The 26201-nt window shown below is 73.3% G+C and carries 28 protein-coding genes; 14 read left to right on the top strand and 14 right to left on the bottom strand.

Annotated features, from left to right (window positions below; all coding sequences use genetic code 11):
• Positions 1-156: 156 nt before the first annotated feature.
• Complete coding sequence (locus A6V29_RS10375) at positions 157-456, bottom strand: WhiB family transcriptional regulator (RefSeq protein ID WP_091981649.1); 300 nt, start codon at positions 454-456, stop codon at positions 157-159.
• 348 nt (positions 457-804) lie between these two features.
• Here A6V29_RS10375 and A6V29_RS10370 point away from each other — a divergent pair, with 348 nt between their 5' ends.
• Positions 805-1527 (top strand): response regulator transcription factor, encoded by a 723-nt coding sequence (locus tag A6V29_RS10370; RefSeq protein ID WP_137160217.1) that lies wholly within the window; start codon positions 805-807, stop codon positions 1525-1527.
• 77 nt (positions 1528-1604) lie between these two features.
• Here A6V29_RS10370 and A6V29_RS20890 read toward each other — a convergent pair whose 3' ends face one another.
• Together A6V29_RS20890 and A6V29_RS10365 are read right to left on the bottom strand one after the other, a co-directional pair.
• Complete coding sequence (locus A6V29_RS20890) at positions 1605-1760, bottom strand: hypothetical protein (protein ID WP_170977817.1); 156 nt, start codon at positions 1758-1760, stop codon at positions 1605-1607.
• 114 nt (positions 1761-1874) lie between these two features.
• Complete coding sequence (locus tag A6V29_RS10365; RefSeq protein WP_137160216.1) at positions 1875-2294, bottom strand: DUF5319 family protein; 420 nt, start codon at positions 2292-2294, stop codon at positions 1875-1877.
• A 136-nt stretch (positions 2295-2430) separates the two neighbouring features.
• On the opposite strand from A6V29_RS10365, the gene guaB reads away from it, so the two are divergent.
• From guaB to A6V29_RS10340, 5 genes are read left to right on the top strand one after another with little or no spacing between them, the layout of a single operon-like run.
• Positions 2431-3945, top strand: coding sequence for an IMP dehydrogenase (gene guaB / locus A6V29_RS10360; protein WP_137160215.1), 1515 nt, complete (start codon positions 2431-2433; stop codon positions 3943-3945).
• A gap of 1 nt (position 3946) precedes the next feature.
• On the top strand, positions 3947-5098 hold the full coding sequence (locus A6V29_RS10355; protein WP_137160214.1) for a GuaB3 family IMP dehydrogenase-related protein: 1152 nt from the start codon (positions 3947-3949) through the stop codon (positions 5096-5098).
• Complete coding sequence (gene guaA, locus A6V29_RS10350; protein ID WP_137160213.1) at positions 5098-6660, top strand: glutamine-hydrolyzing GMP synthase; 1563 nt, start codon at positions 5098-5100, stop codon at positions 6658-6660. Before A6V29_RS10355 ends, guaA begins: the two co-directional genes overlap by 1 nt.
• A gap of 33 nt (positions 6661-6693) precedes the next feature.
• Positions 6694-6990 carry a transcriptional regulator gene (locus A6V29_RS10345; RefSeq protein ID WP_137160212.1) on the top strand — a complete coding sequence of 99 codons (297 nt, stop codon included), beginning with the start codon at positions 6694-6696 and terminating at the stop codon, positions 6988-6990.
• On the top strand, positions 6987-7439 hold the full coding sequence (locus A6V29_RS10340) for a type II toxin-antitoxin system VapC family toxin (RefSeq protein WP_137160211.1): 453 nt from the start codon (positions 6987-6989) through the stop codon (positions 7437-7439). Before A6V29_RS10345 ends, A6V29_RS10340 begins: the two co-directional genes overlap by 4 nt.
• On the opposite strand, the gene A6V29_RS10335 is transcribed toward A6V29_RS10340, so the two are convergent.
• The 3 genes from A6V29_RS10335 to A6V29_RS10325 all read right to left on the bottom strand — a co-directional run bounded on the left by A6V29_RS10335 (position 7421) and on the right by A6V29_RS10325 (position 9494).
• A complete protein-coding gene (locus A6V29_RS10335; RefSeq protein ID WP_137160210.1) occupies positions 7421-8179 on the bottom strand; it encodes an META domain-containing protein in 759 nt (252 codons plus the stop codon). The genes A6V29_RS10340 and A6V29_RS10335 overlap by 19 nt on opposite strands.
• A 150-nt stretch (positions 8180-8329) precedes the next feature.
• Entirely contained in the window at positions 8330-8572 is a 243-nt protein-coding gene (locus tag A6V29_RS10330; RefSeq protein ID WP_137160209.1) for a hypothetical protein, read from the bottom strand.
• Positions 8565-9494: a PspC domain-containing protein gene (locus A6V29_RS10325; protein WP_137160208.1), complete on the bottom strand. Its 930-nt coding sequence runs from the start codon at positions 9492-9494 to the stop codon at positions 8565-8567. Before A6V29_RS10325 ends, A6V29_RS10330 begins: the two co-directional genes overlap by 8 nt.
• A gap of 124 nt (positions 9495-9618) precedes the next feature.
• Here A6V29_RS10325 and A6V29_RS10320 point away from each other — a divergent pair, with 124 nt between their 5' ends.
• Complete coding sequence (locus tag A6V29_RS10320) at positions 9619-10812, top strand: ATP-binding protein (RefSeq protein ID WP_249933155.1); 1194 nt, start codon at positions 9619-9621, stop codon at positions 10810-10812.
• Entirely contained in the window at positions 10809-11462 is a 654-nt protein-coding gene (locus A6V29_RS10315; RefSeq protein WP_137160206.1) for a response regulator, read from the top strand. Before A6V29_RS10320 ends, A6V29_RS10315 begins: the two co-directional genes overlap by 4 nt.
• Positions 11463-11489: 27 nt before the next feature.
• On the opposite strand, the gene A6V29_RS10310 is transcribed toward A6V29_RS10315, so the two are convergent.
• Genes A6V29_RS10310 through A6V29_RS10295 form a run of 4 tightly spaced genes read right to left on the bottom strand, consistent with a single transcriptional unit; the run spans position 11490 to position 14910 of the window.
• Positions 11490-12650, bottom strand: a complete 1161-nt coding sequence (locus tag A6V29_RS10310; protein ID WP_137160205.1) for a serine hydrolase domain-containing protein — start codon at positions 12648-12650, stop codon at positions 11490-11492.
• Positions 12651-12704: 54 nt separating this feature from the next.
• On the bottom strand, positions 12705-13445 hold the full coding sequence (locus tag A6V29_RS10305) for a PIG-L deacetylase family protein (protein ID WP_137160204.1): 741 nt from the start codon (positions 13443-13445) through the stop codon (positions 12705-12707).
• On the bottom strand, positions 13442-14344 hold the full coding sequence (locus tag A6V29_RS10300) for an RNA polymerase sigma-70 factor (protein ID WP_137160203.1): 903 nt from the start codon (positions 14342-14344) through the stop codon (positions 13442-13444). The genes A6V29_RS10305 and A6V29_RS10300 overlap by 4 nt, the downstream gene beginning before the upstream one ends.
• A complete protein-coding gene (locus A6V29_RS10295) occupies positions 14341-14910 on the bottom strand; it encodes a carboxymuconolactone decarboxylase family protein (RefSeq protein WP_212719227.1) in 570 nt (189 codons plus the stop codon). The genes A6V29_RS10300 and A6V29_RS10295 overlap by 4 nt, the downstream gene beginning before the upstream one ends.
• Before the next feature lie 73 nt (positions 14911-14983).
• Here A6V29_RS10295 and A6V29_RS10290 point away from each other — a divergent pair, with 73 nt between their 5' ends.
• The gene (locus tag A6V29_RS10290) at positions 14984-15277 is read left to right on the top strand and encodes a hypothetical protein (protein WP_137160202.1); all 294 of its coding nucleotides are present in this window, start codon (positions 14984-14986) and stop codon (positions 15275-15277) included.
• A 4-nt stretch (positions 15278-15281) separates the two neighbouring features.
• Here the strand turns inward: A6V29_RS10290 and A6V29_RS10285 are convergent, their stop codons facing one another.
• Complete coding sequence (locus A6V29_RS10285) at positions 15282-15563, bottom strand: chorismate mutase (protein ID WP_137160201.1); 282 nt, start codon at positions 15561-15563, stop codon at positions 15282-15284.
• A gap of 259 nt (positions 15564-15822) precedes the next feature.
• On the opposite strand from A6V29_RS10285, the gene pcrA reads away from it, so the two are divergent.
• Positions 15823-18138 carry a DNA helicase PcrA gene (gene pcrA / locus A6V29_RS10280; protein ID WP_137160200.1) on the top strand — a complete coding sequence of 772 codons (2316 nt, stop codon included), beginning with the start codon at positions 15823-15825 and terminating at the stop codon, positions 18136-18138.
• A gap of 12 nt (positions 18139-18150) precedes the next feature.
• Here pcrA and A6V29_RS10275 read toward each other — a convergent pair whose 3' ends face one another.
• Positions 18151-19008: a M23 family metallopeptidase gene (locus A6V29_RS10275; protein ID WP_137160199.1), complete on the bottom strand. Its 858-nt coding sequence runs from the start codon at positions 19006-19008 to the stop codon at positions 18151-18153.
• Positions 19009-19208: 200 nt separating this feature from the next.
• Positions 19209-20099 (bottom strand): alpha/beta fold hydrolase, encoded by an 891-nt coding sequence (locus tag A6V29_RS10270; protein ID WP_137160198.1) that lies wholly within the window; start codon positions 20097-20099, stop codon positions 19209-19211.
• Positions 20100-20269: 170 nt separating this feature from the next.
• Between A6V29_RS10270 and A6V29_RS10265 the strand changes: the two genes are divergently transcribed.
• Both A6V29_RS10265 and A6V29_RS10260 read left to right on the top strand, forming a co-directional pair.
• Positions 20270-21325 carry a hypothetical protein gene (locus tag A6V29_RS10265; protein ID WP_249933154.1) on the top strand — a complete coding sequence of 352 codons (1056 nt, stop codon included), beginning with the start codon at positions 20270-20272 and terminating at the stop codon, positions 21323-21325.
• Positions 21326-21335: 10 nt separating this feature from the next.
• On the top strand, positions 21336-21731 hold the full coding sequence (locus tag A6V29_RS10260) for a cobalamin B12-binding domain-containing protein (protein WP_137160197.1): 396 nt from the start codon (positions 21336-21338) through the stop codon (positions 21729-21731).
• On the opposite strand, the gene A6V29_RS10255 is transcribed toward A6V29_RS10260, so the two are convergent.
• Complete coding sequence (locus tag A6V29_RS10255; protein ID WP_137160196.1) at positions 21725-23602, bottom strand: CocE/NonD family hydrolase; 1878 nt, start codon at positions 23600-23602, stop codon at positions 21725-21727. The genes A6V29_RS10260 and A6V29_RS10255 overlap by 7 nt on opposite strands.
• A gap of 171 nt (positions 23603-23773) precedes the next feature.
• Here A6V29_RS10255 and sucC point away from each other — a divergent pair, with 171 nt between their 5' ends.
• Positions 23774-24937, top strand: a complete 1164-nt coding sequence (gene sucC, locus A6V29_RS10250; RefSeq protein WP_137160195.1) for an ADP-forming succinate--CoA ligase subunit beta — start codon at positions 23774-23776, stop codon at positions 24935-24937.
• Positions 24938-24963: 26 nt separating this feature from the next.
• Complete coding sequence (gene sucD, locus A6V29_RS10245) at positions 24964-25842, top strand: succinate--CoA ligase subunit alpha (protein WP_137160194.1); 879 nt, start codon at positions 24964-24966, stop codon at positions 25840-25842.
• Positions 25843-26201 lie beyond the last annotated feature (359 nt).

Here is a 26201-nt window from a genome sequence, read left to right as displayed (position 1 = left end):
CGTCATAGGAGCGTCCTGATCCCGCAGCGTCCTCCCTGACCGTGCGCGGTGAGGGAGGACGCCGCGCGGTGAGGGAGGACGCGCACCGCGCAGAGACGACGAGGGCGGGTCCGGAGACATCCGGACCCGCCCTCGTCGGCGTTCGTGGGGGTGGCGCTACACCCCGGCGGCGACGGCCGCCGGCTCCGCGGCGATCAGCCGGGCGCGCTCCTCCTCGCTCATCCCGCCCCAGACCCCGTAGGGCTCGCGCACCGAGAGCGCGTGCTTGAGGCACGCGTCGATGACCGGGCATCGCCCGCAGACTGCCTTGGCCGCGGCCTGGCGCCGGGCCCGGGCGGGTCCGCGCTCGCCGTCGGGGTGGAAGAAGAGGGACGTGTTCTCGCCACGGCAGGAACCGTGGAGCTGCCAGTCCCAGACCTCAGCGACGGGCGTCGGGAGTCTGCGGATATCGGCCATGTCTCCTCCAGGACTCGGTCGAGCCGGAGGGGGCTGTCCGGCTGCATGGGCCCCGTGCCCGAGCCCCCGCATGGTCAAACACCCGATGATCGCAACTTTTCGGCAACGGCCTGCTCGGCGGCCCTCACCCCCGGGGGTGAGGGCCGCTGTTGCCCGCCCCGCGCGTCGATCACAGTGATTTCGCGTCACATCGGTTCCGGGAGGGGGAGAACCCGGAACCCGGTGCGACCAGCGCGGAGGCGCGGGGCTCCCCGTCCGGGGAGTCCCCGCCCGAGCGGCAGCCGGCCGGGTCCGCCCCGGTCGGTCCGGACCCGGCACTGACCCGTCGGGGCAGAGCGAGGAGCAGGCGTGATCGACGACAGGATGCGCGGAACCGGTAGCCCCGGGGCGACCGTCTGGGTGTACGACGAGCGCCGGCGGGTCCGGGACGACGTCGCGTCGCGCCTGGTCGCCCTGCCGTTCGTCGGCCGGGTCGAGGTGGTGGGCGACCCCGCGTCGCTGATGTCGCGGCTGGACACCCGCAAGCCCGACGTCCTCATCGTCGGCACCCAGCGCGCCGTCGACACCGGCCTCACCGCCGCGACGCAGGCGCTGCGCGCCCACCCGGGGCTGCCCGTGCTGGTGCTCGGAGCACCCGACGACGCCGAGAGCGTCCGGGCCGCCGTCGCCTTCGGGGCCCGCGGCTACCTCCGCTGGGACGCCAGCCCGATCGAGATGGGCCTCGGCCTCTCCCGCGCCGGCTTGCGTCCGGAGGGTGCACGCGTGCCGCAGCAGATGGGCGCCCAGATGGCCGGGGCCTCCTCGTGGAGCGCCGCCCCGCTGGCCGGCTCGACGCCGACCACCGTGCGCTCGACGGTCCGGGACGCCCCCGCTCCGGCGGCGCTGTCCATGCGCGAGATGCAGGTGCTCACCGGGATGAGCCAGGGCAAGAGCAACGCCCAGATCGGCCGCGAGCTCTACCTCTCCGAGGACACCATCAAGACGCACGCCCGCCGGCTGTTCCGCAAGCTCGGGGCGAAGGACCGCGCCGAGGCCGTCGCGACGGGTTTCCGCCGCGGCATCATGACCTGACCGAGCCCCCCGCACGCCGAGGGCCCTCTCCCCGAACGGGAGAGGGCCCTCGGCGCGTTCTCGACCGGACCGGCGGGTCAGACCCGGGTGTTCCGCTTGACCCAGCCGTACGCGGCGGTCGCCACGAACAGCACGACACCCACAACCAGCAGCCACAGGAGCCCCTCGACCACGGCGCCGATGATCGACAGCGCCAGCCAGAGGACCAGCAGCACGGCGATGAACTGGAGCACTGGGGTACCTCCTCTCCTCGTCGGAGCTGCCCTACCCGATGCTGCCGCGAAGCCACTGATGACGTCGGTTCGTCACCGGTTCGTCACGAGACGCCGCTGGTCGACCCGGGGAACTCAGTCCTCGCGGGCGTGCCGGCCCGCCCCGTGCCGGCCGGTCGGCTCGTCACCCTCGGCGGCCGCGGCCACCCCGTCGGCGTAGCCGCTGGCGTAGTCCCAGCTGACGTAGTCGTCCGGGTCCGGCTCGAACGGCGGCTCGTGCCGGCCGGTCTGCCCCTCCTCGAGCAGCTGGCGCAGGTTGGCCTGCATCAGGGCCCAGTCGACGTGGTGCTCCTCGTCGCAGTCCGGGCAGTCGACGGCGATCCCCTTGATGCCGCTGGGCTCGAGCAGCGTGCGGAACACCTCGAGCTCGGCGAGGTCGTCCAGCACCCCGGCGCGCTCCTCCATCGTCAGCGGCGGAGGCCTCTCGTCGCTCGGGCCGAAGGCCGGGTCGGTGGCCCCGAAGTCGGGACCGGAGCCGTCGTCGAACGCAGACACGCGGTCCACGGTAACGGCCCGGCGGCCGGGGCACCGGGGGCCGCGCGTGGCCGCCTACGATCGGGAGGGACTTCCGGCGCCCGTCGAGGTGTTGGGACGTGAGTCCGCAATCGATCCTGGAGGGGTGGCGTCCCACATGCAGCCCGATTTCGTCCCCGAGCTGCCGGCGAAGTTCGCGCCGCTCGGCCTGACCTACGACGACGTCCTGCTGGTGCCCGGCGCCTCGGACATCGTGCCCGCCGAGGTCGACACCAGCACGCAGGTGACCCGGCGCATCCGCCTCGCCGTCCCGCTGCTGTCCAGTGCGATGGACACCGTGACCGAGGCGCGGATGGCGATCGCCATGGCCCGCGTCGGCGGCATGGGAGTGCTGCACCGGAACCTCGCCGCCGAGGACCAGGCGAGCCAGGCGGACCTGGTGAAGCGCTCCGAGGCCGGCATGGTCACCAACCCGGTCACCTGCTCCCCGGACAACACCCTCGCCGAGGTGGACGCCCTCTCGGCCCGCTACCGCATCTCCGGTGCGCCGGTGGTGGACGCCGACGGCGTGCTGCTCGGCATCGTCACCAACCGCGACATGCGCTTCGAGACCGACATGAACCGCCTCGTGCGCGACGTCATGACGCCGATGCCGCTGGTCACCGCCCCGGTCGGCGTGGACCCCGACACCGCGCTGCAGCTGCTCTCCAAGCACAAGGTCGAGAAGCTGCCGCTGGTCGACGACGCCGGCCGACTGCGCGGGCTGATCACCGTCAAGGACTTCGTCAAGCGGGACCAGTGGCCGCTGTCGACCAAGGACGCGAACGGCCGGCTGGTCGTGGGCGCCGCACTCGGCGTGGGCGAGGACGCCTACAAGCGCGCCGGCCTGCTCGTCGACGCCGGTGTCGACGTCCTCGTCGTCGACACCGCGCACGGCCACCAGCGCGCGGTGCTGGAGATGGTCGCCCGCGTGCAGAAGGACTTCGGCGGTGCGGACGGCGTCGAGGTCATCGGCGGCAACATCGCCACCCGCGCGGGCGCCCAGGCGCTCATCGACGCCGGTGCCGACGCCGTCAAGGTGGGCGTCGGGCCGGGCTCGATCTGCACCACCCGCGTGGTCGCCGGGGTCGGCGTCCCGCAGATCAGCGCCATCTACGAGGCATGGCTGGCCGCCGGTCCCGCGGGCGTCCCGGTGATCGCCGACGGCGGGCTGCAGTACTCCGGCGACATCGCCAAGGCGCTGGTCGCCGGCGCGGACAGCGTGATGATCGGCGGGCTGTTCGCCGGTGTCGAGGAGGCCCCGGGCGAGCTGGTCTTCATGAACGGCAAGCAGTACAAGACCTACCGCGGCATGGGGTCGCTCGGCGCCATGCAGAAGCGCGGCAGCCAGTCGTTCAGCCGCGACCGCTACTTCGCCGACGACGTGCTCTCCGACGACAAGCTCGTCCCCGAGGGCATCGAGGGCCAGGTGCCCTACCGCGGCGCGCTGGCCGGCGTCGCCCACCAGCTCGTCGGCGGCCTCCAGGCGTCCATGGGCTACGCGGGCGCGGCGACCATCGCCGACCTCAAGGAGCGCGGCCAGCTGACCCGCATCACCTCCGCGGGGCTGGTCGAGAGCCACCCCCACGACATCCAGATGACCGTCGAGGCACCGAACTACCGGGGGCGCTGAGATGAGCGCACGCGAGACAGTCGAGATCGGGCTCAACCGCTTCGCCCGCCGCGGCTTCGACCTCGACGAGGTCTCCATCGTCCCGTCGCGCCGCACCCGGGACGTCGACGACGTCTCGACCGCCTGGCAGATCGACGCGTTCAGGTTCGACATCCCGCTGATCACCAGCCCGTCGGACGCCGTCGTCAGCCCGGCCACCGCGATCGCCGTCGGCCAGGCCGGCGGCCTCGGCGTGCTCAACGGCGAGGGGCTGTGGACCCGGTACGACGACCCGGCGCCGGTCTACCGGCAGATCGCCGCCGCGGCCACCGCGGGCGCCCCACCGGTGTCCCTGCTGCAGCAGGTCTACGCCGAGCCGGTGAAGACCGATCTGATCGCCGCGCGGATCAAGGAGATGAGCGACGCCGGGGTGACCACGGCGATCCGGGTCTCGCCGCAGCACACCGAGCAGCTCGCGCCCGCGGCCCTCTCCGCCGGGGTGGACCTGCTGGTCATCCAGGGCACGATCGTCTCCGCCGAGCACGTGACCAGCCAGGGCGACGCGCTCAACCTCAAGGAGTTCATCGCCGACCTCGACGTCCCGGTGATCGTCGGTGGCGCGGCCAACTACACGACCGCGCTGCACCTCATGCGCACCGGCGCCGCCGGCGTGATCGTCGGCGTGGGCGCCGACAGCTACTCCACGACCGACGCCGTCATGGGCATCCGCGTGCCGCTGGCCAGCGCGATCGCCGACGCCGCGGCCGCCCGCCGGGACTACCTCGACGAGACCGGTGGCCGGTACGTGCACGTCATCGCCAACGGCCGGATCGAGACCAGCGGCGCCATCGCGCGGGCGCTGGCCTGCGGTGCCGACGCCGTCCAGCTCGGGGAGCCGCTGCGCGTGGCCGCCGAGGCGCCCGGTCGCGGCGTGTGGTGGGACTCGGTGGCCGCGCACCCGCGGCTGCCCCGCGGCGCCACCTCGGCCCCGGTCGAGCCGGCCGGTTCGCTGGCCGACGTGCTGAACGGTGCCGCGGAGACCGCCGACGGGCGCACCAACCTCTTCGGCGCCCTGGCCCGGACGATGGCGAAGACCGGGTACAGCGACCTCAAGGAGTTCCAGCGGGTGGACCTCGTGATCGGCGGAGCGGACTCCCGGGGCGCTGGGGACTGATGGACTTCCCGACCGTCCTCGTCGTCGACTTCGGCGCCCAGTACGCCCAGCTCATCGCCCGCCGCATCCGCGAGGCCGGCGTCTACTCGGAGATCGTCTCCTCGCAGGTGCCTGCCGAGGAGATCGTGGCCCGCAAACCGGCGGCGATCGTGCTGTCCGGCGGCCCCTCCAGCGTCTACGCCCCCGAGGCCCCGCAGGTCGACCCGACCCTGTTCGAGTCCGGGGTCCCGGCCTTCGGCATCTGCTACGGCTTCCAGGCGATGGCCGCCGCACTCGGCGGCACGGTGGCCCGCACCGGCGACCGGGAGTACGGCGGCACCCCGCTGACCGTCACGACCGAGGGCCGGCTCTTCGGCGACCTGCCGGTCGAGCAGAACGTGTGGATGAGCCACGGGGACGCCGTCAGCGAGGCGCCCCCCGGCTTCACCGTCACCGCCACCTCCACCGGCGCTCCCGTCGCCGCGTTCGAGGACGTCGACCGGCGACTGGCCGGCGTCCAGTTCCACCCCGAGGTGCGGCACACCGCGCACGGGCAGACGGTGCTCGAGCACTTCCTCTTCGACATCGCCGGCCTGGAGCCGACCTGGACGATGGCCAACGTCGTCGAGGAGCAGGTCGAGCGGATCCGCGCGCAGGTCGGCCAGGGCCGGGCGCTGTGCGCGCTGTCCGGCGGGGTCGACTCCGCCGTCGCCGCGGCGCTGGTGCAGCGCGCGATCGGTGACCGGCTCACCTGCGTCTACGTCGACCAAGGGCTCATGCGCGAGGGCGAGACCGAGCAGATCGAGCGCGACTTCGTCGCCGCCACCGGCGTCGACCTGCGCGTGGTCGACGCCCGTGAGCAGTTCCTGTCCGCGCTGGCCGGGGTCTCCGACCCCGAGGAGAAGCGGAAGATCATCGGCCGCGAGTTCATCCGGGTCTTCGAGCAGGCCGCTCTCGACGTCGTCGGCGACGCGAAGGAGCACGGCGAGAAGGTCGACTTCCTCGTGCAGGGCACGCTCTACCCCGACGTCGTCGAGTCCGGCGGCGGCAGCGGGACGGCGAACATCAAGAGCCACCACAACGTCGGCGGCCTGCCGGAGGACCTGCAGTTCACCCTGGTCGAGCCGCTGCGCACGCTGTTCAAGGACGAGGTCCGCGAGGTCGGCATCCAGCTCGGGCTGCCCGAGGCGATGGTGTGGCGCCAGCCCTTCCCCGGCCCGGGTCTGGGCATCCGCATCGTCGGCGAGGTGACCCAGGAGCGGCTGGACGTCCTGCGCAAGGCCGACGCGATCGTCCGCGCCGAGCTCACGGCGGCGAAGCTGGACCGCGAGATCTGGCAGTGCCCCGTCGTGCTGCTGGCCGACGTGCGGTCGGTCGGCGTGCAGGGGGACGGCCGGACGTACGGCCATCCGATCGTGCTGCGACCGGTGTCCAGCGAGGACGCCATGACCGCCGACTGGACGCGGCTGCCCTACGACGTCCTGGCGCGGATCTCCACGCGGATCACCAACGAGGTCCCCGAGGTCAACCGGGTGACCCTCGACGTCACCAGCAAGCCCCCCGGCACCATCGAGTGGGAGTAGCGTCCGTGTAGGCGTGCCTGCTAGCATGCATGCATGGCGCAGCTGACCATCCGGACGACCGAGGAGCTCGTCGAGCGGGTGCGTGCGGTCGCGCGCGAGTCAGGGCAGAGCATGAACGAGTTCATGGTGGCCGTGCTCGGCGCGGCAACCGATCCTGACCTGGCCGAGAACCCGAGCGAGCGCATCCGGGAGCGCCTGGCCCGGGCGGGTCTGCTCGCGCCGGCCGGTCCGCCTCGAGCTCTCCCGGACGTGGATCGCGTCACGCATGCTCGCGCCGCCGCCGGCCGGGGAACCCAACTGAGCGACATCGTGGCGTCCGACCGATCGTGACGGTGTTCGCCGACTCCAGCGCGCTGGTCAAGCTCTACGCCGACGAGCCCGGTCACGCGCAGGTTCGTGACCTGTCTCTGCTGGTCGTTGCTCAGCTCGCACGAGTGGAAGTGCCCTCGGCCATCTGGCGCAAGCACCGCATGGGCGAGCTGGATGCCACGGCTGCGCGGGTGCTCGCGACCGCCTTCGAGGCCGACTGGTTCGGCACCGAGGAACAGCCACCCCGATTCGCCGCCATCACCGCGACCGCGGCCATCCTGGACGAGGCGGCGCAGCTGTGCGCAGTGCACGGCCTCCGCGCCTACGACGCCATGCAGCTGGCCTCCGCACTCACTGCGCGCGCTCACCTGCCGGAGCTCCGAGTTCTCGCGGCCTTCGACGGCCACCTCCGGGCAGCAGCCGCCGTCGAAGGCTTCGATCTGGTACCCGCTCAGGTCTCCGCCCGATAGACCAGACCCAGTCCGTTGGGGTTGGCAGCGGTCAATCGACCTGCCTGGACGTGCACCCGGAACCCATCGCCGAGCACCTCGACCACGTGGCTGTCCTGGCGAACGGCGTCCGTCGCGCAGTCCCCGTCGGCCCGCAGATCAGGAAACATGACGGTGTCGCCGCTGGTCGTCCAGGTCCCGGAGAGGGCGCGGCAGCCGGTGGAGCCCTCGAAGGTGCCGTCCTCGGCGAGGTGCAGCACGGCGGGCTCGCCCACGGTGGAACTGGCCGTCTCGCCGTCGAACAGTGACTCCAGCACCCACCGCGTGCCGGTCAGCCGCCTGTCGGGTATCGGTTCCACCCTGGTGAACCGCAGCTCGACGCCGTTGCCGGTGAGCACCAGGTCCTCGCCGTCGCGCGCGACCGTGGTGACGACGCCGAGCGCGGCCAGGAAGGCGGTCTCGGCGCTCATCACGTCCGGATCGCAGCCCATCTCGGTGCCGCCGATCCCGTCGAACGACACCGACGTCCCCTCGACGCGTGCCGTGGCGAACCAGTGGTTGCAGAAGGACCTGCCGCGCGCCTCGTCGCCGGTCAGCGCCAGCGTCGCCGTCGTGCCATCCGGCTGCGGCAGCGTCTCGCCGTCCACCGTGCCGCTGTGCAGCTGCCACTCGCCCTCGACGTCCATGGCGCCGGCGCTCGCATCCGAGCCGCAGGCGGGCAGCGCCAGCACTGCGGCGAGGAGCAGGAGGAGGAGGCGCACACCCTCTCGACGGCCCCACGACCCGCGAGGTTCCCTCCGCACGAGCAAGGGCCCGGGAGCGAAGCTCCCGGGCCCCTCCTTCTGCTTTTCCGCGGAAAAGCAGCCTGCTTTTCCGCGGAGAAGCAGGCTGCCTTTCCGCGGAAAGGCGGGTCAGCGTCGGCGGCGGGCGCGGCGCAGCTCGCTGACCAGCAGCGCGACGCCGCCGACCACGACGGCGACCCACACCAGCACGCCGTCGAACAGCTCCGCCGGCAGGTCGGCGGGGGACAGCACCACGACGGCCAGGGCGATGAACAGCAGGCCGGGGATCAGGGCGCCGAGGTCCGGTCGCCGGCGGGGCTGCTCGGCGTCCTCGATCTCCGCCGGGGTCACGGTCTGCCACTGCTCAGTCACGGGTCACCTCCACGGTTCCGACGCCGGCGTCGACGTCCAGGATGATCTCGGGCTCGCCGTCGCCGACCCACGAGCCGGTGCCGGTCCCGTCGAACGTGCCCTCGGTGAGCCCCTTGCGGCCGAAGAGGCGGACGTCCCCGATGCCCGAGTCGACCGACACCCGGACGTCGGCGTCCCGGGGGAGCACGATCTCGACGTCGCCCATGCCGTGGTCGACGCGCGTCCGGATCGGTGCGTCGAGGTCGCTGACGTCGACGCCGGAGAGGTCGACGGTCATGTTGCCGACGCCGCCCTCGTAGCTGGGCCGGACCTCCGCCGCGCTGGCGGGGGCGTAGCTGCGGTCGCCGATGCCGCCGTCGATGTCGTCCCAGGGAACGGTCTCCGCGGTGACCAGCGCGACCGACAGGACCGCACCGAGGGCGATCAGGCCGGCGCGGCCGCTGCGCCCCCGGGTGAAGGCCGCGGCGACCAGGCCGAGCCCCACCACGATCAGGGCGCCGCCGAGGAAGCCGGTCGCGTCGACGTCCCAGTCGCTGAACCGGACGGCCAGGGCCAGCGTCCCGACGACGATGAACAGACCGGCGATCGTCACGCCGGGGACTGGTGACCGCGGGCCGGCGGGCGGGCGCGGCCGTCGCGATCCCGGCTCGTCGGTCGTCGAGGCCGGCATGAGCAGCCAGAGCAACAGGTAGACCAGGACGCCGGTGCCACCGGCGAGCGCGAGCGCCACGAACCCGACCCGCCACAGCAGCGCATCGATGCCGCTGTACTCGGCGAGGCCCCCGCCGACGCCGCCGATCACCTTGTCGGAACGGCTGCGGCGCAGCTGCGGACGCTCCGGCGGCCCCGGCGGGGGCGGGGGAGGCTGCCAGGCCGGCGGCTCGAGCGGCGGCGCCGGAGGTGGAGGAGTTGCCGATGTCATGGCACCGACTCTGCCGCCGGGCCGCGCCGGAAACCATCAGGGAACGCCCCCAGCGAACCCTGGTTCCTCTCCCGGGGTGATCACCGGTACCGGGCCGGGATCGGGCGGTGCGACGATCGTCAGCGTGACCACCACCGTGTCCGGGGCCCCGCCGCGGCCGCCGCTGGCGCGCCCGCGCTCCGGGCGCGTCATCGCCGGCGTCGCCGCGGGCACGGCCGCGCACCTACGGCAGGACCCGCTGGTGGTCCGGGTGGCGTTCGCGATCCTGGCGACGACCGGCATCGGCATCGTCGCCTACGGCCTGCTCTGGCTGACCATGCCGGTCGCCGCGCCGGGGGAGGACGCGCCACCCACCCCCGGGTGGCGGCCGTCGGGCGCCCGGCAGTGGATCGTCGCCGTCGTCCTGGGGCTCGTGGCCGCCGGCCTGCTCGGGCAGCTGACCCGGTGGACCAGCTCCGACGTCGTCCTGCCCCTGGTGCTCGTCGGTGCCGGGCTGGCGGTCATCTGGCGCCAGCTCGACGTCGACCGCACCCTCGCCGTCGCCGGCACCCGCTGGAACCTGGCCGGCGGCGTCGTCCTCGCGGGCTTCGGGCTGGTCTTCCTCCTCGCGACGACGGGCCAGCTCGCCAACGCCCGCAACGGGTTCGCGGCCACCCTGGTCGTGCTCACCGGCGTCGTCCTGGCCACCGCGCCGCTGTGGCGCCGGCTGCTGGACTCCCGCGACGAGGAACGCGCCGCGCGCGTACGTTCCGAGGAGCGAGCCGCCGTGGCCGCGCACCTGCACGACTCGGTGCTGCAGACCCTGGCGCTCATCCAGCGGCACGCCGGCGACCAGCAGGCGGTCAGCCGACTGGCCCGCAGCCAGGAGCGGGAGCTGCGTGCGTGGCTGTACGACCCGCAGGCGGTGCGCGAGGGGGGCACCTGGGCGGGGCTGGTCGCCGCCATGGTGGCCGAGGTGGAGAGCGACCACGCCCTGGTCGTCGACCCGGTCGTGGTGGGCGACGCCCCGGTGGACGAGCGCCTGGCGGCGTTGGGCGCGGCCACCCGGGAGGCGCTGGTCAACGTGGCCAAGCACTCCGGGGTCACCGCCGCGGACCTCTACACCGAGGTGTCGCCGCAGCGCGTCTCGGTCTTCGTGCGCGACCGCGGCGCGGGCTTCGACCCCGACGCCGTGCCCAGCGACCGGCGGGGGCTGCGTGACTCCGTCGAGGGCCGCATCACACGACTGGGCGGGACGGCCGACATCCGCTCCGCCCCTGGGGAAGGGACCGAGGTGGAGCTCGAACTGCCCAGGAGCGAACCAGGGAGCCGAGCATGACGCGGGTGTTCATCGTCGACGACCACGCGATGGTGCGGGCCGGTGTGCGCGCCGAGCTCGGCGGGGACGTCGAGTTCGTGGGGGAGGCGCCCGACGCCGACAGCGCGATCAGCGGCATCCGCGCCACCCGACCCGACGTCGTCCTGCTCGACGTGCACCTGCCCGGCGGCGGGGGCCGGGCGGTGCTCGAGGCGCTGCGCGCCGAGCTGCCGGACGTGAAGTGGCTGGCGCTGTCGGTCTCCGACGCCGCCGAGGACGTCATCGCGGTCATCCGCGCCGGCGCCCGCGGCTACGTCACCAAGACCATCTCCGGCCCCGACCTGCTCGACGCCGTCCGGCGGGTGGCCGACGGGGACGTCGTCTTCAGCCCGCGGCTGGCCGGCTTCGTGCTGGACGCCTTCTCGGCCGGTGGGGCCGTGGCACCGGAGCCGGCCGAGGAGGCGACCGACCCCGGGCTGGACCTGCTGAGCGCCCGGGAGCGCGAGGTGATGCAGCTGCTGGCGCGCGGCTACACCTACCGGGAGATCGGGTCGCGGCTGTTCATCTCGGTGAAGACCGTCGAATCCCACGCCTCGAACGTGCTGCGCAAGCTGCAGTTGTCCAACCGCAACGAGCTCACGAGGTGGGCGGCCACCAACCGCCTGCTGTGACGCGAGGACGTTCCCGCGGGAACGTCCTCAGGCCGGCCAGCCGAACGCCGCGGCCCGGAAGCTCTCGAACAGCGGCGGGGGCTGCGGGCTGGCCCACATCTGGTTGGTCAGCAGGATCGCCGTCACGCCCGTGACCGGATCGGTCCACCACGAGCTGCCCAGGCCGCCGTCCCAGCCGTACGAACCGGCGTGCCGGCCGCCGGGTTCGTCGGTGCGCCGCACGCCGATGCCCAGCCCCCAGCCGCCGCCCTCGTCGTCCACCGGACCGACCTGGTCGGTGGTCATGGCGCGCACCGCCGCCTCGCTCATCACCCGTCGACCGTCCGCGGCCCGGCCGCCGGCGGCGAGCATCAGGGCGAAGGCGGCCAGGTCGTCGACGGTCGAGACGAGCCCGTCGCCGCCGTCCGGGAAGGCCGGCGGCAACGCCCACTGGCCGTCCGCGGGGTCGTAGAGGTCGCGCGCGCCGTCCGGCCCCGGCGGGGTCCAGTGCGGGCCGAGCCGATCGCGGGCGGCCGGTGGGACCCCGAACCCGGTGCTCGTCATGCCGAGCGGGTCGAGGATCCGGTCGGCGAGGACGTCGGGCAGCGGCCGGCCGGCGGCCCGGGCGACGAGCACGCCCAGCACGCTCGCGCCGAGGTGGTACAGCCAGCGGGTGCCGGGCTCGTGGGCCAGCGGGACGGTGGACACCAGGCGCAACCACTCGTCCGGCTCCGGCGCGGCCTGCGGCTGCGGTGGTCCGGCGGGCAGCCCGGTGGCGGCCAGCGCCTCGATCGTCGGTGAGGGCCACGGCGCGGTGAAGTCGATGCCGAGTCCGAGCCGGAAGGTCAGGACGTCGCGCACGCTGATCGGCCGGGCGGCCGGCACGGTGCCCGCAGTCGCGTCGGTGGCGTCCACCAGGACCTGCCGGTCGGCGAGCTCGGGAAGCAGTGCGTCAACCGGGTCGTCGAGTCCGACGAGGCCGTCGTCGACGAGCGCCATCGCGGCCGCCGCGACCACCGGCTTGGTCGTGGACGAGAGCCGGAAGACGGTCGCCGGCGTGACGACGTCGCCGCTACCGGGTGCGTGGACGCCCGCGGCGCCACGGGACAGCACGTCGCCGTGCCGGCCGACCCACCACGCCGCGCCGGGCACCTGCCCGGCATCCACCGCCGTCGAGACCGCTGCCTCGATGCGTGCTCCCTGCTCCATGCTGCCTCCCGGTCCTCTCCCCGGTCGACCGCCGGGCGGGCCGGAACTGATCGGTCAGGCGGTGTGGACGACGTGGAAGGCCTCGGCCATGCGGCCCTCGGGCAGCCCGAACCGCGCCGCCGTCTGGCGCATCCAGCCGCCCACGAACTCCTGCATCTGCCCCTCGGGCCAGTGGCCGACCTGGCTGACGTGGGACCCGAGCGCGGCGAACTTCCGGTCGACGACGTCGGTGACGTCGACGACGTGGTCGGCCCGCGGGCTCGCACCCAGCCAGACCTCCGACACCGTCCAGGCCTCCAGGCCCTCGTCGGCGAGCAGCTCGGGGAAGGCGAACGGGTTGCGGGCGTCGGGGTAGACCGCCCGCAGCGTCGACTCGCCCACGGTCATGTGGTCGGGATGGCTGGCGCCGATGCGGTCCCAGAAGCGCTCCGGCGAGCTGGTCAGCACCCGTTGCGGGCGCACCTGGCGGATCACCCGGCTGATGTCGCGGCGCAGGTCGAGGGTCAGCTCGAGCCGGCCGTCGGGGTGGCCGAGGAAGCGGACGTCCTCGACGCCGACCTCCTTGGCCGCGGCCCGCTGCTCGGCCTGCCGCAGCGGCCCCATCTCGTGGCGGGGCGTCTCGTCGAAGCCGCCGGCGTCGCCGTCGGTGACCAGGCAGTAGACGACCTCGGTGCCGGCCGCCGTCCAGGTGGCCACCGTGCCGGCGGAGCCGAAGTCGACGTCGTCGGGGTGGGCGAAGACGCAGAGCACGCGCTCGACGTGCTCGGCCGGACGCGAAGGGAGCGGTGAGGTCACCCGGCCGAGCCTACGGAGAGGCCGGCCAGCTTGTCCGGGTTGCGGACGACGAGCACCTGCTCGACCCGGCCGTCCGCGACGACCAGCGACATCGACATGAGCGGTTCGCCGTCGACCCAGGCGACGACGGCGGCCGCCCCGTTGACGTCCACCACCTCGACCCGCAGGCCGGGGAGCGCGAAGCCCTGCGTCGCGATGCCCAGGGTGAAGCGGGCGACCTTGTCGGCGCCGAGGATCGGCCGCAGCGCCGCCGACACCTTGCCGCCGCCGTCGCTGATCAGCACCGCGTCCGGGGCCAGCGCGCTGAGCAGGGCCGCCATGTCCCCACCCGCGCACGCGGCCAGGAACCGCTCGGTGATCTCCCGCTGCTCCCGCCGGTCGGCGTCGAACCGCGGCCGGCGGGCCTGCACGTGCTCCCGCGCCCGGTGCGCCATCTGCCGGACGGCGGCCTCGCTGCGGCCCAGCGCCGTCGCGACCTCGGCCACCGGCAGCCCGAACACCTCGCGGAGCACGAAGACCGCCCGCTCGGCGGGGGAGAGGGTCTCCAGCACGACCAGCAGCGCCAACGACACCTGCTCGCCGAGCTCGGCGGCCGTGGTCGGATCCGCCGGCTCGGGCCCGGCGGTGACCGGCTGGGTCAAGAGCGGTTCGGGCAGCCACGGCCCGACGTAGCTCTCCCGCCGTGCCCGCGCCGAGTCCAGCCGGTCCAGCGCCAGCCGGGTGGTCACCCGCACCAGGTAGGCGCGCGGGTCGGCGACGTCGTCCCGGTCGGCGGCCGACCAGCGCAGCCAGGCGTCCTGCACGGCGTCCTCGGCGTCGGCGACGCTGCCCAGCATCTGGTAGGCCACGGAGAACAGCAGCGGCCGGTGCCGGTCGAAGACGCCGAGGACGTCGGTCATCGCGCCGGGACCTCGCAGCGGTCGCGGAAGCCCTGGCTGGTGAGGCCGAGCGCGCTGTTGAACCGCGACCGGGAGTTCTCCACGGAGACCATCATCGTGAGCTCGACCAGCTGTGCGTCGTCCAGGTGCCGGCGCAGCTCGGCGACCATCTCGTCGGTCACGGCCGGCGGGGTCGCCGTCACCGCCTCCGAGTAGGCCATGACCTGCCGCTCCAGGTCGGTGTAGACGTCGCTGTCCCGCCACCAGGGCACGTCGCGCAGCTTGGCCGGGTCGACGCCGTCGTTCGCGTTCACCCAGTAGCCGAAGTCGACGCACCAGGAGCAGCCGATGGAGACGGCCGACGCCATCTCCGCCAGCGCCTTGAGCGTCGGGTCCAGCCGGTTCCACTTCGCGAGGGCCTGCTCGTAGCGGATGTAGGTGCGCAGGACCCGGGGGTTGTGGGCGATCGCCGCCCCGGGGTCGAGCACGGCGCCGTAGGTGCGGCGCGAGTACCACTCCGTCAGCCGGACGAACAGCGAGCGGGGCGGGTCGAGCGGGATGCGGGCCATGGTCGGGTTCCTCTCCATCGGTGTCCTGACCATGGAGACGACGCAGCTCCCGCCGGTGTGACATCGCGCGACGACCCGGCAGACTCGGGCCGTGCCGACCTTCACGATCTACGCCGTGCTGCGGGCCACCACGGCGGTGGACGACGACACCGTCGAGACCGTCGCGGCGGGGCTGCGTCCCGGTGACGAGGCGCTGCGGGTCTGGCGCGAGCCGGACCGCGCCGCGCTGCGCGCCTCGACCGAGTGGGACGCGCCGGATCTCGAGGCCGCGCTCCAGCAGGCGCAGGTGCTGGGGGACGAGCTGCGCGAGCGGTGTCCCGGCGACGTCCTGGAGGCGGCGGCGCTGAGCGACGACGACTCCCTGGTCTGGCGCGCCTGGCTCTAGTCGTTCACAGGCGGCCGCGGCCCTGGCGCAGCAGCAGCATCCCCAGCGCGGCGCCGTCCGGACCGAGCGCTTCCTGGAACCGGCCGAGCACCTGCTGCTCGCGGGCCAGGCTCAGCCGGGTCCCGCCGGAGGCCTTGCGGATGGCGCCGATCTCCTGCGAGACGGCCAGCCGGCGCTGCACCAGCTCGATGATCGCGGCGTCGCAGGCGTCGATCTCCCGGCGCAGCTCGGCGATCCGGTCGACCTCGGAACCGGTGACGGCGGCAGGTGGGGTGAGCGTGTTCATGGGTGGTCCTCCGGGGCGGGGGCCGTCGGACCCCGGGAACGAGAAACGCCCCGGGCTCCTCGGGCCCGGGGCGTCTGTTGCGGCGTGTGCTCAGCCAGCGGTGACGGACACCGGATCCCGGTGGCCGTAGAAAAATCGAACGGTGGCGAGCACGTCGTCGATTCTGCCACACGGTGGCGCGAAGGCTCGATGGGACGGCTGGGGCGGGCGTGGACGGCGGCGGGGGAGCGTCACCCGTCCGGCTTACAGTGAGGGCGTCATGAGCAGCGTCCAGGAAGCCCTCTCCGGTGCCCAGCCCCTCCCGGGGACAGAGACCCTCCAGCGCACCGCGAAGGGCCAGGTGGGGCGTGAGCTCGACCGGATGCTGGCCGGGCTGAACGGTCCGCAGCGCCAGGCCGTCGTCCACGAGGGCGGGCCGCTGCTCATCGTCGCCGGCGCGGGCTCCGGCAAGACCCGGGTGCTGGCGCACCGCATCGCCTACCTGCTCGGCGCCCGCGACGTCCAGCCCGGCCAGATCCTGGCGATCACCTTCACCAACAAGGCCGCCGGTGAGATGAAGGAGCGCGTCGCCGCGTTGGTGGGCCCGCGGGCCCGCGCCATGTGGGTGTCGACGTTCCACTCGATGTGCGTGCGGATCCTGCGGGCCGAGGCCGCGAAGCTGAACCTGAAGTCGTCGTTCACGATCTACGACCAGGGCGACTCGGTGCGGCTCATGACGATGGTGGCCCGCGACCTCGACCTCGACGTCAAGCGCTATCCCGGCCGCAGCCTGGCCGCGCAGGTGTCGAACCTGAAGAACGAGCTGGTCGACGAGGAGAGCTACGTCCCGCAGACGGCGCCGGAGAAGGTGCTGGCCGAGGCGTACACGCTCTACCAGCAGCGGCTGCGCCAGGCCCACGCCATGGACTTCGACGACCTGATCATGAACACCGTCCACCTGCTGCAGGCGTTCCCCGACGTCGCCGAGCACTACCGCCGTCGCTTCCGGCACGTGCTGGTGGACGAGTACCAGGACACCAACCACGCGCAGTACATGCTGGTGCGCGAGCTGGTCGGGACGGGCGAGGGCCCGGTGCCGATGGCGGAGCTCTGCGTCGTCGGCGACGCCGACCAGTCCATCTACGCCTTCCGCGGCGCCACGATCCGCAACATCGACGAGTTCGAGCGCGACTATCCGCAGGCCACCACGATCCTGCTCGAGCAGAACTACCGCTCCACCCAGCGGATCCTCAAGGCCGCGAACACCGTGATCGCGAAGAACACCGGCCGGCGGCCGAAGAACCTGTGGACCGACTCCGGCGACGGCGAGCTCATCGAGGGCTACGTCGCCGACAACGAGCACGACGAGGCCGCCTGGGTCGCCGAGCAGATCGACGCCCTGGTCGACGAGGGCAAGGCTCAGCCGAAGGACATCGCGGTCTTCTACCGGACCAACAATGCCTCGCGTGTCTTCGAAGAGGTCTTCATCCGGGTCGGCATGCCCTACAAGGTCGTCGGCGGGGTGCGCTTCTACGAGCGCAAGGAGGTCCGCGACGCGCTGGCCTACCTGAAGGTGGTCGCGAACCCGGCCGACGTCGTGAGCCTCCGCCGGGTCATCAACACCCCCAAGCGCGGCATCGGGGACCGGGCCGAGGCCTGCATCGAGAACTTCGCCGACCGCGAGCGGATCGCGTTCGCCTCCGCGCTGCGCCGCTGCGCCGAGATCGGGGAGCTGGCCACCCGCTCGCTCAAGGCGATCCAGGAGTTCGTCGCGCTGCTGGAGGAGTTCGAGCAGCTCGTCGAGACCGGCTCGGGCCCGGCCGCGCTGCTGGAGAGCATCCTGGACCGCACCGGCTACCTCGCCGAGCTGCAGGCGAGCACCGACCCGCAGGACGAGGGCCGGGTCGACAACCTCAACGAGCTCATCTCGGTGGCCGCGGAGTTCGAGGCCGCGCAGCCGGAGGGGACCGTCACCGACTTCCTGGAGCAGGTGTCGCTGGTCGCCGACGCCGACCAGATCCCGGTCACCGGTGACGACGCCGGCGTCGTCACGATGATGACCCTGCACACCGCGAAGGGCCTGGAGTTCCCGGTGGTCTTCCTCACCGGCATGGAGGACGGCGTCTTCCCGCACCTGCGGGCGCTCGGCGACCCGCGCGAGCTGGAGGAGGAGCGCCGGCTGGCCTACGTCGGCATCACCCGCGCCCAGCAGCGGCTGTTCATCTCCCGTGCCCAGGTCCGCACGAGCTGGGGGCAGCCGGCCTACAACCCGCCGTCCCGGTTCCTCGACGAGATCCCGGCCGAGACCGTCCACTGGCAGCGCACCGACCCCGCACCCGCGCCGTCCACGGGCTACGGCTCGGCGCAGTCGCGGGTGGCGGCCACGGGGCTGTCCACGGGTGGGCTGCGCGGCGGTGCGGGCAACCGCGCGGTCATCTCCGTCGACGTCGGCGACCGCGTCAGCCACGACGCGTTCGGGCTGGGCACCGTGGTCGAGGTGAACGGCGTGGGCGACAAGGCGCAGGCGACCGTCGACTTCGGCTCCGGCGGCACGAAGCGTCTCGTCCTGCGCTACGCCCCGCTGGTCAAGCTGTAGCGGCTGCCGCTGCTAGACCTGGACGCCGCGGTCGGCGAGCCAGATCTTGGGGTCGAGGGGGCGACCGCTGGTGCCGCCGCGGTGGATCTGCCAGTGCAGGTGCGGCCCGGTCGAGAAGCCCTCGTTGCCGACCTTCGCGATCTGGTCACCGGCGTTCACGATGTCGCCGGCCTTCACGTCGTAGTACCGCATGTGGCCGTAGACGTGGACGTTGCCGTCGGCGTCCTGGATGGAGACGGCGTTGCCGTAGCCCGATTCCCGCCCGGCGCTGAGCACCACACCGTCGGCAGCCGCGTAGATCGGGGTTCCGAGCGGCGCGGCCAGGTCCCAGCCGTTGTGCATCTGACCCCAGCGCATGCAGAAGCAGGTGGTCAGGCGGTAGTTCGTCACCGGGATCACGGTCTTGGGTGCCCGAGCCGCACGCGACGCGGCGAGCTCGCCGAGGCGGGCCTGGGCCTCCGCCTCCGTGATGCCCCGGCGCACTCCCGCCTCGGCGGGGCTTCCGCTGAAGTTCTGCTCGACGGTGGCGCCGAGTCCCAGTTCCGACGCCGTGACCTCCACCGGCGCGGGATCGCCACCGACGATCGTGGGCACACCGGCGACCAGCGCCCCGGCCACCAGGGCGGCGAACCACAGCGGCGCGCGACGTCCGGGAGGGAGCGGCAGCCGGCGTCCCGACCGCCTTCCGGGAAGCGCGCCGCGGGCCGGTTCGTCCGCTTCGGCAGGCGCCTGGACAGGCACCACGACGGCGTCGGCGGCGCGCCGCGGCACGGGGATCGGCAGCCGGCCGACAGGACCGGCGATCCGACCGGTGGCGTCCGTCCCGGTCGCCGACCGCTCGAGGAGCGGTGGCGCACTGGTGGGGAACACGGCGCACCTTCCGGGCGAGTGCTGCCACGCGGTCCGGAGCGGTCCGACGAGGAGCGGGGACGGCTGAGGGCGGCTGCCGGGGCGGCTACCCGCCGGTGGGCACCGGCGCCGTGACCGAACCGTAACGCCGCGTGAGGACCCCACCAAGCACCGCGCGCGACGTGTCGTGGGCCCTCCCCAGGGGAGAGGAGGGTCGGTGCTCAGGCGACGGCGCGGAGGTGCCCGGTGGCGGGGGAGGCGGCCCCCGCGAGCGTGACCGCGACCTCGTCGAGCACTCCCCGGTGGATCGGCAGCGACATGTGCCCCACGCCCCGGAACAGCACGTTGCGCGCCGCCAGGTCCGGGTGGTCGCAGCGGCCGGCCGACGTCGGCAGGACCAGCTGGTCGAGGTCGCTGTAGATGGCGGTGATCTGCGTGTCGCACCTGTCGACGGGCTCGGCGAGCTCCTCCAGGACGGGGGAGCCGGGCCGGAGCTGGCGGACGAGTGGCGTGGGCAGCGCGTGGGCCAGCAGCGACCCGCCGTGCGGCGAGCCGAGGGTCACCAGGTGGTCGACGCGCCGGTCGCCGCCGTTGCGCTGGACGTAGTAGCGCGCGATCAGGCCGCCGAGGCTGTGCCCGACGACGTGGACGCGGTCGTGGCCGGTCTGGAGGCAGATCCGCTCGATGTGCGCCTCGAGGTCCCGCGCGGCCTGGGCGACGTCGCGCAGCAGCGGGCTGTAGTTCCACGAGCACACGGAGGCGAACCCCCGCCGGCGCAGGTTGCGGCGCATGACGGAGAAGATCGAGCGGTTGTCCACGAGTCCGTGGACGAGCAGCACGGGGGTGCGTGCGGCCAGCGGGTCGGCGGCGAACAGCGCGCGGACGGCGGGCGGTTGCACGCCGGGCCGGTGACGCAGGTCGGGCTGCACCGGCTCCGTGCGGGTGCCGAGGGGGTAGAGCAGGACGTGGGCGCCGACCCAGGCGAGTTCGGTCAGCCCACCGGCGAGCGTGGCGGGGCTGCAGAGCGTCCGGAGCGCTCCTCGTGGCGCGACCTCCGGTGCCCCCGAGGTGTGCGACGCTGGTTCGGAGCCCAGGTTGCTCGTCGGTCGCATGGCTAGCTCTCCCCGTGTTCCGCCGGCGGTGCCGGGTCGCCGTGCCGGTGGCGTCGGACTGTTCTGTGTCCGTTCACTCGACGGTAATGCCCACGTGTGTCGGGCGTCACACGAGCGAACCGCCGGGGCGGCGGATCGAGGCCGGTTCGTGACCGAACAGGAGGGGAAGCGTGGCTGCGCGGGACATCCGCACCGGTCCTCCCGGGGAGGGGCGGGGCCCGGCCGCCCAGGCGCGGCGGTCCACCGTCCGGCGCGACGGCCGGGACGACGCCGGTGCGCGGAACCGGACGCCGGCCGCCGTCACCGCGGGAGAGGGGCTCGTGGTGGGCGCCGTGCCCACCGGCGCCCGGGTCGCCGGTCTCCTGCTGGTGCTGGCCGCGCTCACCGGCGTCGTCGCGGCCTTCCCCACGTACCTCGAGGTGGGGGGCAGGCCGCTGGCGCAGGCCGACAGCCTCGGCGGTGCGCTCGTCGCCCTGCTGGTCCCGCTCGTGTCCGGGGCCGTGGGCGTCTCCCTGGCCCGGGGGCTGATCCCCAAGTTCGGTCTCGCCTACGCCGCCGTCGTCGGTGCGCTCGGGGTCGGGCAGCTGCTCATCGAGCTCTACCGCGGCCGCAGTTCGGTCTCCAGGCCGGGCGTGGAGGTGCTGGCCGGCGAGATGGTGCTGACCACCAGCATCCGGATCGGGGCCGGCTGGGTGCTGGGCGTCGTCGCGCTCGCGCTGACGGTGATCGCCGGCGGCGTCGCGATCGCGTCCTGGGGTCGCACCGTCATGGAGGACTGCGGGGCGCTCGACGCGGTGCGCGGGGGGCTGGCCGCGGCGTCGGGTCTGCTCGGCGTGGGCACGGTCCTGTGCCTCATCCTGCCGCCGGCCGACGTCTCGGCCGATCTCGTTGCCGACCCGATCACCGGACTCGAGGTCGTCGTGAACCGCGAGGGCCCGCAGGCGCTGCTCGAACGCCCCGGCCTCGCGCTCCTCGGCGGGCTGCTGCTCGCCGGGGCGCTGGTCCTCTGCTCGGTGGTCGCGCCGTCGCTGCGGCCACGGCTGGCGGCCGTGGGCGGCCTGCTGGCGATCGCCGTCACCGTGCTCTCCGCCGCGCTCTCCGGTCTCCGGGACGCGGCCGGCTCCGAGCAGCTGCACTGGACGCTGCCCGGCGTCGGGCTGCTCGTCGCCGGGCTCGGCTTCTGCCTCGTCACCGTCCTCGCCTGGCGCCTCCGCAGGTCCTCCTAGGCTGCACCGGGTGGAGGAGCGCATCCGGGTGATCGTGGCCGGCCCGGGCCCGGGTGGGCCCGAGCCGAGCGCCGAGGTCGTGGCCAGGGCGCTGCGCGACGCCGGCATGGAGGTCGTCTACACCGGGCTCGGCCAGTCGCCGGAGCAGTTCGCCGCCACGCTGGTCCAGGAGGACGCCGACGCGCTGGGCGTCGCGGTCGCCGACGAGGCGCACGTCGCGGCGGTCACCCGCCTCGTGACGCTGCTGCGCGAGCAGGGCATCGACGACGTCGCCCTGTTCGCCGCCGGCCCCGTTCCCGGGGACGCCGCTGCCGAGCTCGAGCGCCTGGGCATGGGGCAGGTGTTCGAGCCCGGCTCCGCACCCACCGAGATCGTCGCGTGGGTGCGGTCGCGGCTGACTCAGTAGGCGACGGGCACGGTCAGCTGCTGCGTGCGGCCCTGCCCGGTCGTCAGGCTCACCGGCTGGGGCAGCGTGGCGCCCCGGTAGGCCAGGTCACCACCGGCGAGTACGACGGCCAGCCGGTGCCCGGCCTCGAACCGGTGCACGATCGCGGGGAGCTCGATCGTCACCGGCTTCGTGACGTCGGTGATGCGGGCCGGGGAGATCAGCCGGTGCGGCAGCTCGACGGCGCCGTCCGGGCCGACGTCGTAGACCTTCGCGAAGACTGTCAGCCGGCCGCCGGGGCCGATGCCCTGGGTCGGGACGACGGTCGGGGCGTCGAGCTGAACTGTCAGCCGAGGTGAGCCGACCACGTCCAGCGGCTCGCCCAGCGGCGGCGTCGAGAAGCGGATCGCCGTCCCGGGCGGGTCGGTGACCGGTCCGGCCTGATCGAGGAACGCCGTCTCGGTGTAGTTCGGCCCGATGGGCGCCACGCTGCTGAAGCTGTTCAGGCCGGGCACCACCCGCGCCGGGTCCTCGACCAGCGAGCCGCCGAGGAGACCGCCGCCGGACAGGTGCAGCGTCCGCTCGGTCCCCACCGGGTAGGACGGCGCCGAGGCGTACGCCTGCTCGATGTCGCCGGTCTCCTCCATCACCCAGTCGCGGTAGTAGTCGAAGACCGGCTCGGGGGCCGGGCCGCGGCCGCGCACGTAGTGGTCGAACCAGGCCAGCACCTGACGGCCCTGGTAGGAGTTCTCCGGGTTGCGCCGGTCCAGCTCGCCGGGCAGCGGGTCCAGACCGCTGTGCCCCCACGAGTGCCAGACCAGCGACACCGGGGTGCCCTGCTGCTTCAGCGCCGAGTACGTGGCCACCGACTCCTGCAGGTTGAACAGCGTGTCGGCCTGGCCCTGCGCGATCAGCGTCGGCGTCCGGACGTCGGAGACGTAGGAGGCCACGGAGTTCGAGCGCAGGAAGTCCACCGACCCGGCGCTGGCGTAACCGGTCCCGGCGACCTCGGCGAGCGCGGTGCAGACCGGGGCGTCGAAGTTCAGGCAGTTGGCCGTCGCCAGGTTGCGCACCTGCTCGGGGTTGCCGAGCGCCGGCAGGTCCTGCAGGCCGCTGACCAGTCCGAGCGCGGTGAACAGCAGCGACCACTGGTACTTGAAGACGCCGGTGTCGGGGGAGCTGACCGAGCCGTTGAGCGACGAGCCGCCCGGGAACCCGCTGTTGTCCGGGTTGAGCGAGTAGGAGAGGTCGTTCCAGGTGATCATCGGGACGATGGCGTCCAGCCGGTCGGTGCCGGCCGCGTGCTCGACCGCGGCGGCGGCGAACTGGATCTGGCCGCCGTACGAGCCGCCGACCATCCCGACGGCGGGGTCGTGTGCCACCTTCGTCCGTCGGTCCTGCCGGATGACCTGGTCGACCTGGACCCGCTCACCCGTCGCGTCGTCCACCGCGACGATCGACGGGTCCCCACCCAGGAACCGGATGAGCTGGCTGGCCGCCTCGCCGTCGTGCTCGCGGTCGTCGAGGGTGATGGGGCAGAGGTCGCCGTCCACGAAGCCGAGGCCGGTGTAGGACAGCATCACGTAGCCGTGCTCGCCGAAGCCCTGCGCGAAGTCCGCCTGGTCGGCCTTGGTGCCGCCGAAGCCGTTCGTCGCCAGCAGCGCGGGACCGGGCTTGCGGGCCGTGACGCCGTCGGGCACGTAGAGGTCGGCGTCGATCTGGCAGGTCCGGTCCTCGGGGCCCAGACCGGTGACGGTGATCGTCAGGTCGCGCGGGACGATCTCCGGGGCGGGGGTGGGGGTCGTGTCCGTGGCCGAGGCCGGTGGCGCCAGCGCGACCATGCCTCCGGTGGTCATCAGGGCGGTGACCAGGACGGTCATGGCTCGGCGCACGGGCAGGTCTCCTCGACGGGTCGGCACGGTGGTCGGGCGTCGTCCGCGGCCTCCCGGAGCACCGGATCTGCCGCGATGGGGTGACGGGCGCTGTGATGCGCCCCACGACTGCCCACTTCCTCCAACGCCCGAGGGGGCAGATGGGTTACGGGCGGGCTACGGTGCCTCTTCGTGGATCTCTTCGAGTACCAGGCCCGTGACCTGTTGGCCTCGCACGGCGTCCCCGTGCTCCCCGGCGGCGTCGCCGAGACGCCCGAGCAGGCGGAGGCGATCGCCCGCGAGATCGGGCAGACCGTCGTCGTCAAGGCGCAGGTGAAGACCGGTGGCCGAGGCAAGGCCGGCGGCGTCAAGCTCGCCGACAACGCCGAGGACGCCAAGGCGCGTGCCCAGGACATTCTCGGGCTGGACATCAAGGGGCACATCACCCACCGCGTGATGGTGGCCCAGGCCAGCGACATCGCCGAGGAGTACTACTTCTCCTACCTGCTCGACCGCTCCAACCGCACCTTCCTGGCGATGGCCAGCGTCGAGGGCGGCATGGAGATCGAGCAGCTGGCCGTCGAGCGCCCGGAGGCGCTGGCCCGCATCCCCGTCGACGCCACCGTGGGCGTCGACACCGCGAAGGCCGCCGAGATCGTGGACGCCGCCGGGTTCGCCCCCGAGGTGCGCGACCAGGTCATCGCCATCGCCGTGCAGCTGTGGGACGTCTTCAGCAAGGAGGACGCCACCCTCGTCGAGGTCAACCCGCTGGCGAAGGCGCCCGACGGCACCGTGCTGGCCCTCGACGCCAAGGTGACCCTCGACGAGAACGCCGGCTTCCGGCACCCCGAGCACGCCGCGCTCGAGGACAAGGCCGCGGCCGACCCGCTCGAGGCCCGCGCCAAGGAGAAGGACCTCAACTACGTCAAGCTCGAGGGTGAGGTCGGGATCATCGGCAACGGCGCCGGCCTGGTCATGAGCACCCTGGACGTCGTCGCGTACGCGGGCGAGGAGTTCGGCGGCGTGAAGCCGGCCAACTTCCTCGACATCGGTGGCGGCGCCTCCGCCGAGGTGATGGCCAACGGCCTGGAGATCATCCTCTCCGACCCGGCCGTGAAGAGCGTCTTCGTCAACGTCTTCGGTGGCATCACCGCCTGCGACGCCGTCGCCAACGGCATCGTCTCCGCGCTGAGCATCCTCGGCGACGAGGCCACCAAGCCCCTGGTCGTCCGCCTCGACGGCAACAACGTCGAGGAGGGCCGGCGGATCCTCGCCGAGGCCAACCACCCCCTGGTGACCGTGGTCGACACGATGGACGGCGCCGCGCGCCGGGCCGCCGAGCTCGCCGCCGCCTGAAGCCCTAGCGAACAGGACCTGTAGAGATGTCGATCTTCCTCAACGAGAACAGCAAGGTCATCGTCCAGGGCATGACCGGCTCCGAGGGCATGAAGCACACGTCGCGCATGCTCGCCTCGGGCACCGCGATCGTCGGCGGCGTGAACCCGCGCAAGGCCGGCACCTCCGTCGACTTCGACGGCGCCAGCGTCCCGGTGTTCGGCACCGTCGCCGAGGCCATGAAGGAGACCGGCGCGGACGTCAGCGTCATCTTCGTGCCGCCGCCGTTCGCCAAGGCCGCCGCGATCGAGGCCGTCGACGCCCAGATCGGGCTCGCGGTGATCATCACCGAGGGCATCCCGGTGCACGACTCGACCCAGGTCTGGGCCCACGCCCAGGGCGGCTCGACGCGCATCATCGGCCCGAACTGCCCCGGCCTGATCAGCCCCGGGCGCAGCAACGCCGGCATCATCCCGGCCAACATCACCAAGCAGGGCAAGATCGGCCTGGTGTCGAAGTCGGGCACGCTGACCTACCAGATGATGTACGAGCTGCGCGACCTCGGTTTCTCCACCGCGGTGGGCATCGGCGGTGACCCGGTCATCGGCACCACGCACATCGACTGCCTCGCGGCGTTCCAGGAGGACCCGGAGACCGAGGCCATCGTCATGATCGGTGAGATCGGTGGCGACGCCGAGGAGCGCGCCGCCGACTTCGTCAAGGCCAACGTCACCAAGCCGGTCGTGGGCTACGTCGCCGGCTTCACCGCTCCCGAGGGCAAGACGATGGGCCACGCGGGCGCCATCGTCTCCGGCTCGGCCGGCACCGCGCAGGCGAAGAAGGAGGCCCTCGAGGCCGCCGGCGTGCGGGTGGGCAAGACGCCGTCGGAGACCGCCCGGCTCATGCGGGAGATCATCGCGGGCTGATGACCGTGGGCCCCTGGAAGGGGCCGACCGCACACCGCCCGGTGCCCCTCAGGGGGCGCCGGGCGGTGTCGCGTCCGGATGAGGCCGGAGATCACGACCGGGCGACAGGCAGGTCGAGGTTGTTGCGCCGCACCTGGCGGGAGGCCACCATGCGGCCACATGATCTTCTGCCGAGGAGCTCTGCGATGACGTCCAGCCAGCCTCCCCAGCCGCCCGCCGGCGGTCAGCCCCCGCACGGGCAGCAGCCGCCCGGCTACGGCCAGGCCGGCCAGCAGCCCCCGGGTGCCGTGCCCCCGCCGCCGCCGCCCCCGGCCGGGCAGAACCCCTACGCGCAGCCCGCGGGGGCCGTGCCCCGTGGG

This window comes from Blastococcus sp. CCUG 61487 (assembly GCF_005222955.1).
Classification (GTDB): domain Bacteria; phylum Actinomycetota; class Actinomycetes; order Mycobacteriales; family Geodermatophilaceae; genus Blastococcus.
The sequence above is the reverse complement of the archived record's forward strand: the minus strand, read 5'-3'. Positions and strand labels throughout refer to the sequence as shown.